Source organism: Aquimarina sp. BL5, assembly GCF_003443675.1.
Taxonomy (GTDB): domain Bacteria; phylum Bacteroidota; class Bacteroidia; order Flavobacteriales; family Flavobacteriaceae; genus Aquimarina.
On the sequence record NZ_CP031963.1, the window covers coordinates 3,623,475 to 3,643,050 of the forward strand.

The 19,576-nt window shown below is 33.4% G+C and carries 10 protein-coding genes; 1 reads left to right on the forward strand and 9 read right to left on the reverse strand.

Features of this window, described 5'->3' with window-relative positions:
* Positions 1 to 325: 325 nt before the first annotated feature.
* A complete protein-coding gene (locus D1818_RS15115) occupies positions 326 to 3,397 on the forward strand; it encodes a glycosyl hydrolase family 8 (RefSeq protein ID WP_118459825.1) in 3,072 nt (1,023 codons plus the stop codon).
* A 329-nt stretch (positions 3,398 to 3,726) separates the two neighbouring features.
* Here the strand turns inward: D1818_RS15115 and D1818_RS15120 are convergent, their stop codons facing one another.
* The 9 genes from D1818_RS15120 to D1818_RS15155 all read right to left on the reverse strand — a co-directional run bounded on the left by D1818_RS15120 (position 3,727) and on the right by D1818_RS15155 (position 19,501).
* Positions 3,727 to 4,716, reverse strand: coding sequence for an IS110 family transposase (locus D1818_RS15120; protein WP_118459826.1), 990 nt, complete (start codon positions 4,714 to 4,716; stop codon positions 3,727 to 3,729).
* 635 nt (positions 4,717 to 5,351) lie between these two features.
* Entirely contained in the window at positions 5,352 to 6,236 is an 885-nt protein-coding gene (locus D1818_RS15125; protein ID WP_205487267.1) for an IS3 family transposase, read from the reverse strand.
* The gene (locus D1818_RS25615) at positions 6,200 to 6,631 is read right to left on the reverse strand and encodes a helix-turn-helix domain-containing protein (protein WP_205487253.1); all 432 of its coding nucleotides are present in this window, start codon (positions 6,629 to 6,631) and stop codon (positions 6,200 to 6,202) included. Before D1818_RS25615 ends, D1818_RS15125 begins: the two co-directional genes overlap by 37 nt.
* 157 nt (positions 6,632 to 6,788) lie before the next feature.
* Positions 6,789 to 7,289, reverse strand: coding sequence for a hypothetical protein (locus D1818_RS15130; protein ID WP_118459827.1), 501 nt, complete (start codon positions 7,287 to 7,289; stop codon positions 6,789 to 6,791).
* A 2-nt stretch (positions 7,290 to 7,291) separates the two neighbouring features.
* Positions 7,292 to 11,722: an RHS repeat domain-containing protein gene (locus D1818_RS15135; protein ID WP_118459828.1), complete on the reverse strand. Its 4,431-nt coding sequence runs from the start codon at positions 11,720 to 11,722 to the stop codon at positions 7,292 to 7,294.
* 21 nt (positions 11,723 to 11,743) lie between these two features.
* Positions 11,744 to 17,323, reverse strand: coding sequence for a hypothetical protein (locus tag D1818_RS15140; protein WP_118459829.1), 5,580 nt, complete (start codon positions 17,321 to 17,323; stop codon positions 11,744 to 11,746).
* Positions 17,324 to 17,579: 256 nt separating this feature from the next.
* A complete protein-coding gene (locus tag D1818_RS15145) occupies positions 17,580 to 18,185 on the reverse strand; it encodes a hypothetical protein (protein WP_118459830.1) in 606 nt (201 codons plus the stop codon).
* A 52-nt stretch (positions 18,186 to 18,237) separates the two neighbouring features.
* The gene (locus D1818_RS15150) at positions 18,238 to 18,864 is read right to left on the reverse strand and encodes a hypothetical protein (RefSeq protein WP_118459831.1); all 627 of its coding nucleotides are present in this window, start codon (positions 18,862 to 18,864) and stop codon (positions 18,238 to 18,240) included.
* 103 nt (positions 18,865 to 18,967) lie between these two features.
* Positions 18,968 to 19,501 carry an OmpH family outer membrane protein gene (locus D1818_RS15155; RefSeq protein WP_118459832.1) on the reverse strand — a complete coding sequence of 178 codons (534 nt, stop codon included), beginning with the start codon at positions 19,499 to 19,501 and terminating at the stop codon, positions 18,968 to 18,970.
* Positions 19,502 to 19,576: the final 75 nt, after the last annotated feature.

Below are 19,576 nucleotides of genomic sequence, written 5' to 3' on the forward strand. Positions count from 1 at the left end.
TTATTATTTTTTGATCTCTAATCTTTACCAATAAGTTAACTCGTTACCAATTTTCTGCATCATTTAATAGCTTTTTATATACTTTTTTACAAAGATTTTTACGAAAACGTTTTCGTAAAAAAATCAAGAAATACACAATACTAAAAAACATATAATTATCTGATTATCATTATTTTATAGATGTTTTTAGAATTGTATTTAGTTTGAGTATCTATTATTAGTCATTGGTTTTTTAATCGGTTTTTAGAGGCTTAATGGTTTACTAATTGTTTGCGTGAATAATGTTATAATTTAGATCAACTAAATTTCTAAACACAAATCTATTATGAAAACAATTACAACAATTTTTTTTAAGTTATTCTTCCTCTGTGTAATAATAGTCTCCGGACAAACCACTGTTCAGATTGAAGATTTGAGCATTGGCGGTCCGTATGCTGGATTGATTGATTCACCTTTTAATGGTATAGCTTTTTATGGTAATGGTGATAAAGCAGAGGGTTCAATTAGTTTACCAACTGTACCTGGTTTATATAAAGTGGAAATAACAGGAGCATCCTCTAATAGTAGTGAAGCCAAGATTAATTTAAATATAGGAAGTAATAACCTAGGTGCTTTTAGTTTTTCTGGAGCCTCTGTTTCTAATAGCTCACGAGAAGTTACGATTACAGGGAGTAACCCTCTTATTTTTTCATTAGAATTAATCACAGATAATGGATCTAATGATACGTTTTTAGATCGAATTAGTTTTACTTTTTTAGGATCTCCTCCTCCACCTAGACCAGCTCCAGTTATTCCATCTGCACCTTCATTCGAATCTGGAATATATAGAAACATGTTTGTAGAATCTGGAAAAACGGAAACGGAAGTGCAACAAAAGATGAATGCTATCTGGGATCATTATTTTGTAAACGGAGATAGTACTAATGAAAGACTTTATTACGAGGTAGGTAATGATATGGCTTATATTTTGGATACAGGAAACAATGATATAAGATCAGAAGGAATGTCATATGGAATGATGATATGCGTGCAATTAGGGAAGAAAGCTGAATTTGACAAATTATGGCGTTTTGCCCAAAAATATAGTCAGCATCCAATAGGTACGGATAGAGAAGGTTTATTCTCTTGGCAATTAAATAGAACTAATTTTTCTATGATTGATCAAAATTCTGCTCCAGATGGGGAAGAGTATTTTGTTACTGCTTTGTTCTTTGCTGATGCATTATGGGGCAGTAGCGGATCTATTAACTATAGAGACGAAGCAGACTATATTTTAGATAGTATGCTTAACAAACCAGCACCAAGTACATCTTCATGCCCTACAGCTTTAGTTGATCAAGATGAAAAGCAAATAGTTTTTGGAATTTGTGGTAATTCTGCGAGTTTTACAGATCCATCATATCATCTTCCTGCTTTTTATGAAATATGGGCTAAAGAAGCAGCTAGGAACAATCAATTATGGGCGGATATGGCCACAATAAGTCGTACTTATTTACTTCCTAGAGCAGCACATCCTGAGACTGGATTAATGCCAGATTATTCAGAGTTTGATGGCAGACCTGTAAATCAAGGAAATCACGGTAATTTTGAGTTTGATGCTTGGCGAAATATTATGAATATGGGATTTGATTTTGCCTGGTTTCAAAAAAATAAAAATGATATACAACCACTAATAGATAAGCAGATCAATTTTTTTAAAGATAAACCAGGATACAGTACTTTATGGACATTAGACGGTTCGTTTAGCAGAAATAGTGACCATTCTCCTGGTTTGGTAGCTTGTAACGCTGTTGGAGCTTTGGCTCTTGAAGATTCTAAAGTATGGCCATTTGTAGATGAATTTTTTGATACTCCGATTCCATCAGGTCAATTTAGATATTATGATGGATTGCTATATATGATGAGTTTTATGCACTTGTCAGGAAATTTTAAAGCAATTACAGATGATGTAGGTATTCCAGATTGTAATGGAACAGCTTTTCCAATCGCGACTGTAAGTACAACTGACGAAACGACTCAAGGTGCTAGTGATGGAAAAATTACCTTTGCTTTTTCTGATGTTTCTGGTAGAGAAGCTATAGAGTTTAGTAACGATGGTGGCGCAACATATCCCCTAAATGTGAATGATAATTCCGAAACTATAGCTTTTAATAACCTTGCTCCTGGAACGTACAATGTATGGGTGCGTTGGGGAAATAACGATTGCCCTACAAGTTTGGGTAACGTTGTTATAAATGAAGGAGACACAGTGGACCCTGATCCTATACAATCACCGTTTAGAAGTCACACTATTCCTGGAATAATAGAGGCAGAAGATTATGATAATGGAGGGCAAGGAATCGCTTATAACGATTCTGACTCCAGTAATAATGGAAGTCAGGGAAGAACGGATGAAGGTGTTGATCTACAAAATACAACCGATAATGGTGGTGGCACTAATGTAGGATGGACAGCTAATGGAGAATGGTTAGAGTATACAATAGGAGACGTTACTCCTGGAACATATGATATAGTTTTAAGAGTGGCAAGTACTCAAAATAATTCGAAATCTTTAGCTCTAAAGTTAGGAACAACAGAACTAGGTTCTGTAGCTATCCCTAATACTAATGGATGGCAATCATGGCAAAATGTACTAATAGAAAATGTCCAAATCACAAGTGGAAATGCGAATCAAGTATTACGATTAGATGTTTCTGGAGGACTTTACAATATTAATTGGATGAGATTTGAACAATCCGATAGCACTACTGATAGCTCAAACTGCGATACAATAGAGGCAGAAGATAATACAGAAAACTTTTATCAATTGAATAATGTAAACGGGGTCGTAACAAATATTAGCTATTCTCATTGGATGAAATTTGATAATGTTGATATATCTGGAGGCAAATTTACTTTTAGATACGCTAAGGGAAATAATGAAAACGGTTATATGAAGGTGAGAATTGATAACAATAGAGATAGTAACAATATTGCAGAAATCTACCCAGAAAGTACAGGAGGATGGAATGATTATGTAGAGAAAACGGTTAATATAACGGGATCAGGAAACCATGTAGTTTATCTATATTTTCATAATGCAAGTAGAAACATTCAGTTAGATTGGATTAGTTTTAAAAGTGCAGGTGATCAACGAATACCTGAAGCAAACGAATTGAAAGAAGAAGAAACGGTACTAGTTTTTCCTAACCCAAGTAATGGAGTTGTAAATATTAAAGTATCAGAATATAATGATATAAGACGGATAGTGCTATTTGATGTTTCCGGTAGAGAGATAAGAAGCATAAAAGAAGTAGGCCAAAAAGAATATAGTTTCAGTGGTCTTAGCAAGGGAGTTTATCTTTTGAAAGTGGATAAGAACAAAAAAACAATCATAAGAAAACTAATTGTGGATTAATAAAAATTAAAGAATCATATTAAGACAGTTATGATAACTACTTATCATAACTGTCTGTTTTTTGTGGAGAAGACGGGACTCGAACCCACGACCTCTTGACTGTATCAGTGAAAATTTTATGCTATTTCTAATAATTTCATTTTACCACTGTCTTTATCTTTTTTAGAGATCTGATGTATGGATAAAAATAAAAAACAGCCAAAATCTATATTAGAAGATAATGACTGTTTTTTACTAATATTTCTTACTCTTATGTTGCACGGAATGTAATTCCGCGCTATCACATCCGAGTATTCTATGATTAAAACAAGCTTTTTTCAAATTATTTTTTAAGCAAATTTCATTGTATCCACATATGGAGTTTGTCTATCAATTACTGCAAAAATGCGAGCTATTAACTTGTTTCTAATAATGTTAATTGTGCTCATTTTATTTTTACCTATTTCAATTCTTCTTTCATAGTATTTTTTCATCTCTGGATTATGTTGAATTGCTACCATTGAACACATATGAATCAATACTTTTATTTTTTTATTAGCGAGTTGTGAGACTTTATTACGTCCTTTTACACTTGTTCCTGATTGATAAGGGAAAGGAGCTACACCACAATATGATGCAAATTTTCGCCAGTTCTTAAATTTGGTAAAGTTTTCTGTAGCAATAATCATCGTTGTAGCCATTTGCATTCCAACACCTTTAATACTTAAAATTAACTTTAAACTTTGTTTCAATGCCTCTTGACTTTTTATAACTTCCAAAATTTGATATTCAAGAGTCTTGATTTGTTTTGTTATGTAACGAATCATCTTTTCCTGGACTTCAAAAATGATTTTAAAGTCTTTTGTTTTATATATGTTTTTTTGCTCACTTAGAGTACCCTTATAAGCGGCTCGTTGTTTTATTAGCTTAGCTTTAAGACTCATCAATGATTTCAATTGAGTAATGGATTTTGAGTAGCTTTTTGTTGGAGTTATTTCATCTTTTAATCGATAACCGTATAAAGCAATTCTTTTAGAATCAATTACATCGTCTTTGCCTCTTGTGATTCCCATTGAACGCTTTATATCTAAAGCAGGTGCAATGTGATAATGGCATTCTTTATCTGTTAAAAACTCGGTTATTAAATGCGAATACATACCTGTATGTTCATACACAAAAAGCACATCTTCGATTTCATTTTTTGAACTTTTGACCCACAAATAAAAGTTCTGTAAACCCTTCTTGCTATTACTAAATTGAGCATTTTTCTGATCTAAATGATTACATACATCAATGGTATTTTTACTAATATCAATACCAATTACATTTTTAAAATTCATAACTTTAATTTTAAGATAATAATTGAGTTACTTTAACTAAGACCTTTAATAAGGACAAACTAAAATTCTATATGGTTCTAAGTAACTTGAAAAAAGGACGGAGACTAATACGCGGACTGGATCTTATAAATCTAGCGATCGGGAAAGTTCACTCCGTTCTTTTTAAATTTAATCATAAAATTATCTTGATACGAATCTAAAGGCGATCGGGTCTGTCTTTTACTAATATTTCTTACTCTTATGTGGCACGGAATGCAGTTCCGTCTTTACTTTGATATTAGATAGTTTTCTATATTTAAAAAGAGAAGTAGAGGTGAACTATCATTTCCGCAAAGTTTCCTTCAGCGTCAAATCTAACATTTCTAGCACCATCTGGATAAAAATAAAACAATCACAACCATTTCATAAGATCTTGCCTGTTTTAATATATTTTATTACGCTTATCTGCCAATCTGATACGGCACGAGCCTAGAGGCATCGCGCTAGCGGTCACTTAATTTCGCTTGCGCTAGCGAGGGAGAACATATCTTATTTGCTCTTGATGCAATGATACGTGATGCAAAAGCTCGACTAGCTTATTCTTTGTGACGTCCTGAATAATCGTTACAGGAATTAATAAATACAAGGTAGCAATTTTAATTTGCTACCTTTTGTTTTTTGTAGCTTTTTCTTTTTAATTTATTTTGTTGATGCATTTGATCAGGTGTTAACATTGAATTAGATAAATGAGGTCTTATCTGATTATAAATGCGGATTGCATTTTGAACCAGTTTGGTTTTGATTTGCATTGAAGTATCATACTTGTCAATAGCAAATTCTTGTTTAAGAATTCCATTAATTCTTTCTGCTATGGCATTTTCGTAAGGGTCATATTTTTCAGTCATACTAGGGCTAATATTATTGATGTTTAATGTTTTTTGATATTCATTGGAACAATACTGTAATCCTCTATCGGAATGATGAATTATAGGTTTTTCATTATAATCTCTATTAGAAATAGCCATATCTAAAGCTGTTAAAGATCCTTTTACACTTAGACTATTTGATACATTATATCCCATTATTTTTTTAGAATAAGCATCCGTGATTAAAGCCAAATAACATGGATTTTCCCTATTTCCTATATAAGTTATATCACTGACCCATACTTGTTCTGGTCTGATAAATTCAACATCTTTTATTCGATTTTTATGTTTTCTAAATCTATGATGAGAATCCGTAGTTACATGATAATTCTTTTTAGGTAAAATCAACAAGTTATTAGCCTTTAGTATTTTAAATAGCTTATCGCGACCAACTCCGATTACTTTGAGTTGAGATTTTAAAAGATGAAATAATTTTCTTGTACCGATTCTAGGCATTGATATGCGAATGGTATTTACTAAATCAATTACCTTTTTACTTAGTTTTTGTTTGTCTTGATAAGACCGAATAGCTCTATAATACACCTGTCTATTCACCCCGAGTAAATCACAGGTAGCAGTTATGCTTTCTTGTTTTTCTTGGCTATATTTTTCGATAACTCGGGTACGTGCTTTTTTCTGATCGGAATATTAAATTCCTCTTCGGCGATATCAATCATCATATCAAATATAATTGCTTTCTTATCCGCACGCTCTGCTAAAAATTCAGCTCTTGCTTTTTGTTTCTCTAAAAGCTTGACTTGCTGTTCTAATTCTAAAATACGTTGTTCAGGTGTTTTGGACATGGATCTATTTACACTAAAATCATAATCAAATTTACCATATTTTTTTAACCAAGTGCGAATCGTAGATCTTGCTTGAATACCATACTTATCCAAAGCTTGAGTTCTTGTTAATAAGCCTTGTTCAATCTCTTGAACAACTTGTAGCTTAAAGGATAAACTGTAATCCTTCTGTGTACGCTTTACATAATTTGAATGTAATGACTCCATAAATAACATTTTAGTGTAACGATATTTCAGGACGAGACTCTTAGAACAAAAAAACAGCCACATCTTTTACAAACGTGACTGTTTTTATATTTTCTTAATCTTATCTACCAATCTTTGACGGCACGAAGTCGGGAGACATTCGCGCAGCACTCCTTTTTTATTTAATCACTCTTTGCGGAGCGGGGCTAAGGCTGTCATTTTTTATAACTTGATTAAGTATACCATCAGTAAAATCTAAAATTGGGTCATTTTTTAAAGAATTAGGATACCCAATAATTCGTAATTTTTTCTCTTCATAATTATTAGTAAAAAATATATTCCTAACAATAGTATTTGATGTACTGTCCCAGACTATTGAATCATATTCAGAGAATTCTATCTCATTGATTTTTTTCAATTCGTTTGGTATTACGAAACTATCTTGAAAAGATTTACTTATAGTAAACTCATTTAAATTATTGGTGTATTTAATTAAGTTTTCATTTTCTATTTGAACAAGATAATTTATAAAAACCTTCTTTTTATATGGTCCATAATATAAAATCTTTAGTTTTTCGATTCGTTTCTTATTTGTTTGCTCGATAATAGTATTCTTTTTAATATCTGTACAGAAACTTAAAATTATTAAAGAGGGTAGTAAAAAAAAGAGTTTTTTCATTATTAATATCCATTTATAATTACAGGGTTAACTTGCTCATCTAGACCCAGCATAAATCTCTCTGTACCTAGATAATTTTGATATTGATTCCGCACGGTTGTTTTGTAACTATTAGTTGTTCCATTCCATAAATTACTATTTATGACAGCCTGGTAAGCTGTTCGATGACTTAACTCTATATCTCCTAGGTTCCATTTTCCGTGAACAAGACCTTCGTGAATTATTACAGTAGCTCTTATGTTTTCTACAGTAGGTGTATATCCAGATAAACTATTATAAGTTGTTATTTTATAACTAATCCCATTCGTTGTGGTAGTAAAATTTGTGAAACTACTCGCGGGTTTGTTAAAAATATCACCATTTCCTTTATTTACTGAAATAGATCCACCTCTCAAATCTGATTGATAATATGTATCTGCCCAATATTGTCCAGCGTGTGAAAACGTTTCCCCTGTTAACTCATCTGTGAATGAATTAATCCAATATTGAGTACCTCCTAATATATCATTAAACATTAATGCTTGAGAGTGAGAATCTAATTGAAAATTAAAGTATTCTCCTCCTTTAGTAATTAACTGGTCTTTAGTCAAAGATGAAAAGTCTAAATTATCTCCATCATATATAATTGGGACGCCAGTGTCACCCTCACTAGTTGTTCCTATACGTGTACCATCACTTCCATAAACAGGATTTGCAAAACCACCATCAAGGTCAATTTGTGAAATAGGGTTATTTCCCATTGCCAAGTACGGAGAAGCATATTGTCCTGCTGGATCCGTAGTCAGCCATCTACCAATACGAGAGTCCCACAAACGCAGTTGAAACGCTTCCTTTCCAGTTTCGGGATCTACTTCTTGTCCTTGGTATGCGTATCTGTAATCACCAACATCATTTCGGTTAGGCATTGGCATTCCAAAGGGGTAATAATCTGTTGCAGAAGTAAGAGCCATAACTTGTCCAGTACTCATTCTACCGATTACCGCTCTTACATTACCAAGATGATCTGTTAGTTGATATAAACTACTTCCTGTTCCTCTTTTATACACTCCTAATCTACTAGCGCCATATATGGTATGCTCTGATGCTTCTCCATCTCTATAAATCGCTAAAGCAGTTCCTGCTGCATCCCGTACATAATGTTCTGTATACGATAAATTACCACTACCAGAATCATACGACTCTTTCTTTACTCTATGGTTTTTATCGTTGTAAAAGAACTTCACCACAGGTGTACCGTTATAGGCTACCTGAGTCACCAATCCCGTGGCATTGTAAATATACGTAATCTTTTCTTCTTTATTTTCTACTAATTGTCCTATGTCATTATATCTATAATTATCATTAGTAGCTTGATCTTTGATATCATCTGCATTGGTTGCTGTAGTTACGGCATCATCTACTCGTAATAATTGATTTGGTTTTTCTGTTTTGTAGGTGTAGGACAATTTATCCATGGTATTACTGCCTTGATATTCATCTTTGTTTCTATCCAAAGATTGTATATTACCATTGGCATCATAGGTAATATTAGATACATTATAATCACCACTAGCATCTACTGCATTTCCTGCTTCGATAATTTTAGCACTAAAAGAAAGGGAACTTGTAGCGGTAATACTAAAACCATCTCTTAAAGTTACCAATTGTGATACTTCTATATTTTCTGTGGTTGTTTGTGGTAATTCTCTTATTGCAGTAGGAGCTACAGTAGGGTCGCCATCACTAATAGGCGTATCAAAACTTGCTCCGGTCAACCAATTATTTTTATTGTATTTATAATAATAACTACCAGGAGTGGTCAGATTCTCTTCTCGCCTCGTATTCCAGGTAATGGCTTTGATATTACCATTATATTGATTTATCCCTTCTGTTATGGTTTTTACTGGAGCTGGGGTATTAGTACGTGTATAATCGTCTTTATAATAATGTATATTCATCCCAAATATATCTTTATTGGTATCATTTAGCTCTAATTGATTGATGCTTTTTAATGCTCCGTTTAGATTGTAGACATAGTCTATTTCTTGTAAACCTTGTGCCAGATTCAAACGTTTTAATGTTCCTGTTTCATTATATTCATAGGCAGCGTGTTCGGTATAATTGGTGCCATCGACAGAAGTTTCAACCTTCGTGAGACTATAATCTATATCATCATAGGTATATCGATGAATAAATTGATCTCCTTCTTCTTTTTGGTATACCACTCGATTTACCTGACTGGTAATTGGGTCATACTCATAATCGATGGTTTTGATTCCTAAACTAGCAATGTTTTGTACAACCCATTGTACTCTGCCGTAGATGTCATAACTGTAGTATGTTGTGGTGTTTTCGTTCTCGGTTTTGGCTACGTTCGTTGATAAGAAAGAAGGGTTTTTATATCCTATAGGTAATGCATTGATATCTCCATTTTGTAGATAGTCATAAGTAGTTTTATGTATCTCGGTACAGTTATTATCTGCTAAACCATCTCCATCCGGTGTATCGATCAGATTTTTTAATGCTGTTTTAAAAGGATCCGTCGTTTTTACCACCTGATCTATAGGAATGGCAGCTTGTAAATATGCGAGGCTATTATCTTTATATACGCCACTTTCTATAGGTCTACCTAAATGATCGTAATTGGTATATGAGAATTCTTTGTTTTCCCATTGTTTACTATTGATAGAAAAACGTATTTGTCCGTCTTCTCTATACAAAAACCATGCATCTCCTTCATCAGGGCTATGAGTTTGTGTCAATTGCCCTAAGGTATTATACTCAAAAGTACTTTCTAGGTGTTGCAAAGGCTGTTTACTGCTTAGTAAACGTCCTGCTTTATCGTATTCATTAAGGCTATAGTCATAGTAGTTTTCTTTATAAGTAATAGTGATGGGTGCGTTCTCATTAAACGAATAAGTATCGATATCGCTAACTGCTATACGATAAAACCCAGAAGGTAAATCTCCCCAAGAAGTAGTGGTAATTTGTTCTGTTATTAAATCGAAAACTTCTAAAGAAATCCCTGAATTTCCGGAAATTGATATTCCACTAGTGCCAACTGGCAAATGTATGTCTACAAATCCTTGTTCGCCAATAGTAACATAAGAGGGTCTTAATGAAGTACCACCTTCTTCGTTACCACTTCTTGCAGCCGCTAATGTTTTACCATCTGTATCTGTAAAGACTACAGCTTCTATTCCGTGTACATCTCTAGATACGGTTTTTACGATTTTATAATCATCGTATTTAGAATCCCCAAAAGCTCCAGTTTTTGATAACTCCTGTCCGGCAGGCATAGAGAACACATAGCCATTTTTCCATTCATCTGCCATTTTGTTACCACCTATAGTTTTTAATGATGTTCCTGGATTTAATTCACTATAGATTGTTCTGGAATAAGGTCGATCCGTAACGTCTTGATAAGGGTCTCTATTATTACTTTCGCTATAATACCAACCTAAGGTGTTTGCCTCTGCAGTTACCGGAGTTGGATTCTCGATATCAGATTTTTCATAATCACTAATATCAAAATCTGCATTTCCTAATTTTTTGATAAATCCTTCTTTATAGGTAAATGCACCATCGTTTCCTATAGGAGCACTTAAAGTACTTAATGCTGGTCTTCCCTGATGATCATATCGAACTTCGCTTGCCCAGGTTTTTTTCTCTTTGGGATCAAAGGTTTGCGATTGCGTTCCTTTTCCTAAATCATCATAATAGCTTACACTTGCTCCTTTAAAATTACCTATTATATTTTCGGTAATACCATAACTATTAACGGATACCCAGTTTTTGTCAGTGTCTGTTACAGAAAAAGGTCCATAACTATCATCTGTGATCTCAAAACCTTGTTGACTATAGGTCAAAGATAACACAGAGGTGGTAGAATTATCAGCCAGAATATAGCCTGATACTCCTGCTCTATACCAAGATAGGTTAGGGTTTGTGACCGTTCCAATTACTTGGGTATTATAAAGAAAACGCAGTTGTGAATTGCTCGTCTTCTCAATACGCACTCGATCGGAGGTTTGTAGAGCGATATTTTCTAAACGTCCTATTTCTGTACCATCAGTGTTATATGCAAAAATCGTATATCTATTACCTACAAGCCCCGAATCTCCATTATGATCGATTTTAAGAATATATTGATTTGTATTATTTAATGAAGTTTGTGTTGTTCGCGAAAAATAGATAGAAGCAACTGTAAATTTGGTTTCTAAAAAACCAGCAAGATTATTCCCGTTTACTTTAAAGTTGGTTACTTCAAAATACCCTGTAGACTGTTCTTCAGATAATACTTCAAATGATAATAGGTTTCCATTTCCTGATACGGTGTTCGTATTAATAACATTAAAACCAGTATTCTGATACCAATTTAAATTTTGGGCTTTGGTAGTTCCAATAACCACCATTACTAAACAAAATGCAATATATATATGTAAATTTTTCATCTGTTTTGTTGTTAAAGTTGGTTATTGTTGTGGTTCATCGATTAGTATTGGATTATCAGGATCTCCGCCGCCGTTTCCACAGTTTCCTCTTTGGTGATTTCCTGAACCAGTAACAATAGTTCCAGAATTCTTATCTCTTACTTCACATTTGTAATAGCGTCTACCGCCAATTCCACAACTCGTAGTTAGAGAAGTGGTACTAGAAGAAGTCCAACCGCCAAAACTAAAACTACTGTTATTAGAACTGATCGCCCATCGATATTGATACTCATAACTTCCACCACTTGCTGTTGCGGTGAGGGTAGTAGTTGATACATTAGGATTACTAATACCTAAGCTTACACTTAGTGCATTAGGATTTGTTGTGTTACTACTTATAGGAGTTCCATAATTGTAATTGATCTCCTTACTTAATTTAAATCCTCCTGTTACTTCTGGAGTATCCATTACTTCTGCATAAGTTCTTTTTAGTCTACCTGCATCATCGTATTCATATTTAGTAGCCAAGTTGTTAGCTCCGATAATATATGTCAATTCATCCCATTCATTATATACATAGCTACTCATAGAGGATGCTATAGGAACCATTCTGAAATCATCATATATAGCTGTTCCCAAAGAATTATAGATGTATACTTCTTGATTTGCAGCGATATCACCTGTATAGAAATTGAGTTGTACCCAATCTCCGGCTGGAATCACTTCTGCTGGATGATAAGAAATTACAGTACTTCCAGCACGTAATTTTGTATTAGTATAACTAGTATTATTTCCTTTATACGCCCAAACCGATACTTTATAGTTTCCTCCTTCTGGTTGTACTGAGAATGCTTTCACATTAGCAGACACTTGTATCGCTTTAGATCCTGTATGATAGGTGTCGGATAGAGTAGCGGTGCTCCCTTTGGACACTTCTCCACTAAAGTAGCTTGTGTTTTCTATTAAATCTTCTGCACCAGAATAATACATGGCAGTATAACTAGCATTGGCTACCGCAAATACCTTAGAATTATCATCTCCCATTTTGGTACTAGCTTTATTACCATTGATATCGATAGATTCTAATGGCATAGAATAGTGGTCATATAGACTTACTTCGGATGTTTTGATCCACTCTGCATTGGATTGATTGTCTGGATCCAACCAATTGAAGTTATCATCATTTCCAGTGTATCCTGCATACGCTCCATCATCATCTACTTCTCCCTTCCAGGCAAAAGTTTGGTGTTTACGCCAGATTTTTTCTGCATCATTGCTTGGGGTAGAAGTTGTTCCGTTATATGAACGATAGGTCCAATCATCATTCCAGGTATCGACAGAAGCATTCATAATTTTCCAATCTCCAGATGCATCTTTAATTTTAGTTAAGCTTGCCGCTGTTTGGGTTAACATGTTTTTGTTTGTTGGGTTATCTACTTTAGCACCCATACTATAACCATTGGTATTATCAGTATAATTACTTACTTGATATGCTGGAGTAATTTTGGTTTTGAATTCTGTACCTTCACTAGAAACTGTCCTCGTCTCCATTACCTGACCTGTTAGGAAATCATGGTTATCGTAATAGGTAGTATTTGTAAATCCCCCTTGTGATGTTGTTGTGCTTTCTAGAACACTAGGATAATCTATTTTACTTGAGGAAGTTATTAGAAAGCTCGCCTCATTGTTTTTTTGGAGTTTTTTAATACTCTTATATGATTGTTGAGAAACTCCTATTTGACCATCATTATCTAAATTTGTCTTATAACTGCTGACTGTTTTATTTAATAATTGTCCATTCTTATTATGGGAGGCAATGGATAATACTCGACCTATATCACTTATCTTATTATAAATAGTATATTTTTTGGCTTTTACCTCTCCATCGAAAAAACTCTCATTTTGCTGTTCTTCTACTTTAAAGAAATCCCCTAAACAAAAGATATAATCAGGATGTTCTTCATAAGGTTGAAGAACATCAAACTCATAAGAAGTACTTCCTAAAAATCTGTTATTCTGATCATAATTTTTCATAGTTACATTTCCATAGGTAATTAAAGGTGCTGGAAGTTCACTAACATAAGGAATTCCTTTTTGCTCTTCTGAAGGAGCATAGGAGGTTATACCAGAAATATTATCATCATCTAAATTGGTATAATCATATACCGTTTTTAAAGTTGTATTTTCACCTTTGACTTCAATACTAGCAACTCGAATACCTCCACCAGTTTTACCGTTTGCTTCTGTATCAGTATAATAAAGATTTGGTGTTTTCGTACTTTTGATAGAAGGTTTAGAAAAACAAAATGAACTATGACAGAACTCTCCACTTCTTCCTAAATTGGAAATAGGGATATTATTTATATGATAGTTATACCCATCGTCTTCATATTTTATTACCTGCACTGTTAATTTGTTATTAGAATTATCAATGTTAGTGACTTTAACCTCTATATTCGGATTATAATTACCTCCTCCTATAGATCTAATTCTTAAGTTTAAAAATAAATTAGTTTCTACATTTAGATTGAAATATTCATTTAAATTAATGCTTGAATTGAGAAATTCAATTTCTATAATATCACTGTTTTCATTCTTGTTTATTATAGCATTATTGAAGATTTCGGAGGAGTTATAAGCTGCCTCAGAGTAATACGAATCTGCTTCGTGATTAATTTTAATTTTCCCACCAGTAGGAGTAGTAATTTCATTTAAACTCCAAGCTTCAGGATTAGTTTTATGATACCCCCATTCATCTTGATTTTCCTTATTATAGGTAACATATGGTAAATTATAATTAAATTTATATGGTGGTACTAACGAGATTCCTTTTTTACCAGCAAAATCTACAGATTTTAGAGACAACCTTCCTTTAGTTGAAGCTACTGAATTAAGGGATTGTTGAGCTAATGAATAGTCATAATTAAAATCAATTACTTGGGCTGCCTGTTCCTCTAAATTTAATCCTTCAATGTCTTTTATATCTAAAACTTTATCTTGTTGATGTATTTGAAAACTTTTAAGAATGATAGGATCTAAATATCCGTTTGATAGCACTATTATTTCTGCACATATGTTAGTGCTTTGATCAATCGTATCGTATTCACAAGGTTGTATGTTCTTGTAGCCATTGTTGATACTTAAATACCCGGTAAGTGTTGATGTAATGTTACCTCTCCCTTTATCTATATTTGATTGATCATTTTTAAGAAGGATAATTTTGCTAAGTTTTAAAAGCCTGTTTTTTGGAATATCTATATACTTTGAACTCATTTTAATTCCTTTTAATACTTCTTTATAGTTAGACCCTGAATGTACTGGCATAAAGGGATAATCGGGAAGTGTATATGTATTGCCATCACCTTTATAAACAACATCACCAGGTTCGCCTATGGTTGGAGATATATATATACTTTTACCAGATTGAATCTCTTCGCTATATTCATCGGCCTTAAATGTGCCTCCAGTATATAACTTCTTGTAGATGTTTAATTCTTTAGATGTATTATCGGCTCTAAGATCTTTTACAAACAATGCCGTATGACTTCTCGTTTTTACTGCATCCAGATAGTAGATCTGTTTTCTACCCCAATAATAAGAGTAGGTTTTATCATTAGGATCTTCTTTGTTTTCATGTTCTTCATATCCATCAAAAGGACCTTTCCAAACATAGCCGTCAGACCATTTTCCGTAATCGAATTCTACCCAATATCCATAATCTTCTTTATCTACCTGTCCATTAGTATTTATATCTACGTAATCTGGACCTGTAACGGCAGTTAATAACCAATGTGTAGCATAGGGTTTGGTCTTTTTGATTTCAAAGAAGTTTGTATTCTCTTGATTTTCGGTTTTAAAGTTTTTGTAGAATGTTTCAAAATTATAAACAGGAAGAGAATAATGATATGTTTTACCATCTAACGCTGTAATTTTGAAGGCTCCAATACCCTCATCTAAAAACGTATCGATTTCTCCATTTCTATTAATGTTTTTTGCTTCAATAAAACCAACAGTATTATCATCCCGAATTTGTTTATTCGTAAAAGTTTCTATGTAATTACCTGTACGTTTTCTATTACCCGATTTTAATTGATCACCGTTTGGAGCTATTTGTTGATTATATAAACTGGTACTAGAAGTTTCAAAGCCTTCGAGTAAAACCTTATCAGATGGATTCGTTATTCCATTGGTTGTTGCATTTTTATAAATATTTGTACGGTCTAATCTTAAAAATGAGTTGATTTCATTTTCAAAATAAAAATGAGTTGTTCCTCCTAAATCATTTGTTTCATCTAAATAACTGTCAAAATTATCGGCAACATATGCAGTGTAGATATTATCATTATTAGTTTCCGCCCTTCCTCTATCTACTAAGTTAAGTTCATAATAGCTTGCAGGTTTTATACTTCCAGATAATCCTTGAGAAGTAACGGTATAGTTATCATACCCTGGTAGAGATATATTGTTTTTATCAATCTTATAATTTTGTTCAACCAAATAATCCAAACTCATGTTTTTATGAGAAAAAGCAGGGAATTCATTTACATCCATAAAATAGTTTTCTTTCATTAAATAGCTTGGTTCTGAACCATTAGAAAATGATTTAGTTTCATTAGCGTGATAAGGATACACGGAACCTGATGTAGTTAGGTTGTTTTTTTTGAATAAAGAATAAGTAATTCTTTTATGACCAAAACCTACATAAAAAATATAGACAGGGATTGAACTTTGAAATCCATCTACTTTTACATTATAATCATCACTCGAAACTCCAAAATTTGCGGTGGATATTCCTCCTCCTTTTCCATTAATTGAACCATTTAAGGAAGGACCATTTGAGCTAAAACTTATCCCGACAGATGTAGATTTCAAAATACTTTTTGAAGATTTATTTGATTCTGTTCCTGCTAATGATAGACCTCCTGATAAACTAGAATTATAGTTATAGTTAAGACTGATGCCATAGCTTAACTCGCTGTTTTTGAAACCGCTACCATACCCTATACCAACGCCGTTTGTTCCTATATTTACGTTAAACCCTTGGTATCCAAAACCAATGCTTGAACCTTCTGATGCTACTGTCACATTTGCACCTACATCATTTAATCCATATCCTAATGAGACAAAACCACCAGTAGATCTATGAGAACCCCATGCTACACCTTGTCCAATATTAAAACCATTAATGTTTATACCTAAACTAAAGTTATATTCGTTCTCCTCCCATCCTGCATCATAGAAAAACTCTTCATATTTTGTTTTTCCCCAATCATCTGGAAAACCATTTATATTACGGTTTATAGATCCTGGATTTAGGTTCCAGCCCAATCCAGTCCATGATGCTTCTTGATTATGAGCTACACCACCGTGATATGATAATGCCAATGGATAACCTCCTTCCGGGCTTGGTATGTTTAATAGGGGTAATACATAAGAAAAATCACCTGTTAAAAGATTTACCATATCCGTAGCATCCACGGGCTCGAAAGCAGCTGCTTCTGGTGCATTAGGCCCATTGTTGTTTGCCCAAAGTTGGTTGTAGGGGATTAGTGTTTGTAAAAAAGTAATCGTAAAAAATAAGGCTATGATACGATGTGATGGTTTTGTTTTGTATTTCTTCATCAGGTTTATTGTTTGATGTTTCTGGTTTTTATGTGTTCTCGATACAATCCTCCTCTTGTCGGATCACTCGAACTGACGTTTCGTTTTCTTTTTGTTATTTAAGTCGGATGTCTGATGTCAGGAGTTGGATGACCGAAGTTTGTTTCTTTCAAAGCGAAGCTTCTTTTTCCAACTCCTGCCCCCTGATTCCTGCCCAGACTTCCAGCCTCTGTTTTCCGTCCTCGAACTTCTGACTCCTGACCTTTGTCTTCAATCCTTACTCAAACTTTAATTGTAATTCGTTTTTAAATATTTTTGTTGGAATCTTAAACTTTACTTCTCCTGTGTAAAATCCAAGGTCCTCAATACTAAGTGTCATATGTTCGGCATTTGTTACCATGGTTTTTTTAGGATATACCAACAAAATTGTTGTAGCCCCGCTCATTCCATACATTCTAGGATAGATATAGTCTGCCATTTCAATGGTGTCTTTTTGAGGAGTGTATAGATGTACTTTTTGTTCCATCCCAAAAGCTAGTTGATTTACCATTGCTCCAAACTGCTGTTTGTTGCCCGCAACATTACTCAACAGTTCCTGGTTGTTTTTGGACATAGACAAATTGAAATATAAATATTGATCATATTTCCTTCGTAAACTGTCGATTTTAGAATCAGTCATTTCATCACTTAATTCTTGATCTACCAATAAGTCAGTAGGTTTATATACAAGAGAGAAATCTACTCCGTTTACTGTTTTAGTATGGGAGTATTCATTCTCGGGATCGTTTAGGTAGTTCCATAACTCTTTCTTGCTTTCAAAGGTTTTGGTGGAGCAAGAGGAAAGAAGTAATGCTGCTACTAAAATTGTTATTATTATTTTCAAATTATCTTTTTTAAGTCAGATGACCGAAGCCCAAAGTTTGGTGTCTGAATTTTTATTTTATAAGTTTAATATCAATAGCTTTAAAAGTATTTGATTTGATTCCTACTAATCCATATACCGTACTTCCTTTTTTAATTCTGGTTCCCTGAAGGTTATACATATATAAGTCCATCTTAAACTTTTTATTAGCGGATCCTGCTACAATCATGTTTCCACCAGCTATTCCTGGTCCTACAATCAGTCCTACCGGAAAAACATTATTACTGGTGGTTTGACCAAATTCATTAGTTTTAGTAGTTTGAAGGTTTAGCGGTGCTAGTAATAAGTACCATAGATAAGAAGGAACGGATTGCTTTAATTTTTTAAATACTTGTTTTGATTCTAAAATAGTTAAGGGTGTACCACTTTGATTCTGTAGTAGTATATCTTTATCAAAAACTAAATCGCGATCTCCGTTGTTTGTGATTTTAACCGCTATAAGTTTCACTCCTTTTTTGATTTCCTTTTTTGAGTATCTTTTGTTTAATAGATTATATTCATAGTTTAATACCACTGATTGATCAACACTTGATGATTTGTAATTAATCTGAGCAGGTACTATTGTTTTATAACCAGAAGCACAACTTCCCATTAGTGTAGCTATCACTAGTATTTTTAATAATTTTATCGTTTTTCCCATTATATTTTTACTTGTTTAGTTTCATTGAAGCCCAAAGTCTGATACTTTTGTCTTCCACCTCTGACTTTTTACCCTGAGCGGTGTCGAAGGGCTGACCTTCAATCTATTTCCCCTCAAACTCTGCGTTTAACTCTTCTAATACTTTATCTGTTAGATCAGACGATTCTTCTCCATACATAATGGTTCCGCTACCCGTTGCTCCAAAAATTACTTTGTATCCATTCTTTTTACCATATTCTTTTACAAAATCATTGATATCGTTAATTACTGTTTGTGTAACTTTTTTATCTTCTTCTTGTAATTGTTTTTGTACGGCTTGTTGGTAATTGTTGATTTGTTGTTGTTTGTTTCCTAATAATTGTTGTTTTAGTTCTAGTTCTTTTTCACTAAGACCACTACGCTCTTTTTCGTATGTTTTCAATTCTTTTTGCCAATCGGCTAATAAACTATCGACGTTTGATTTCATTGTTTTTGCCTTTTCATCAAATTCAGCTTTTACAATTTTGGTTCTTTTATAACCATCTAAAAGTTTGTTGACATCTACATATACCAAATCTGATGAAGATTGTAAGTAGAAAAAAGAGGCTACGGATGCTACTAGTGCAATAATGGCGATGGGTAATGCGATTTTATTCATGTTTTGTTTTACTTTTTAAGTCTGATGTCGGTAGACCGAAGTCAGAAGTTTGTTTTTATTTTGGGTTTGGAGTCG

Coding starts and splice junctions, on each gene's coding strand:
- D1818_RS15115 (WP_118459825.1), top strand. CDS start 326: ATGAAAACAATTACAACAATTTTTTTTAAGTTATTCTTCCTCTGTGTA.
- D1818_RS15120 (WP_118459826.1), bottom strand. CDS start 4,716: ATGAATTTTAAAAATGTAATTGGTATTGATATTAGTAAAAATACCATT.
- D1818_RS25615 (WP_205487253.1), bottom strand. CDS start 6,631: ATGGAGTCATTACATTCAAATTATGTAAAGCGTACACAGAAGGATTAC.
- D1818_RS15130 (WP_118459827.1), bottom strand. CDS start 7,289: ATGAAAAAACTCTTTTTTTTACTACCCTCTTTAATAATTTTAAGTTTC.
- D1818_RS15135 (WP_118459828.1), bottom strand. CDS start 11,722: ATGAAAAATTTACATATATATATTGCATTTTGTTTAGTAATGGTGGTT.
- D1818_RS15140 (WP_118459829.1), bottom strand. CDS start 17,323: ATGAAGAAATACAAAACAAAACCATCACATCGTATCATAGCCTTATTT.
- D1818_RS15150 (WP_118459831.1), bottom strand. CDS start 18,864: ATGGGAAAAACGATAAAATTATTAAAAATACTAGTGATAGCTACACTA.
- D1818_RS15155 (WP_118459832.1), bottom strand. CDS start 19,501: ATGAATAAAATCGCATTACCCATCGCCATTATTGCACTAGTAGCATCC.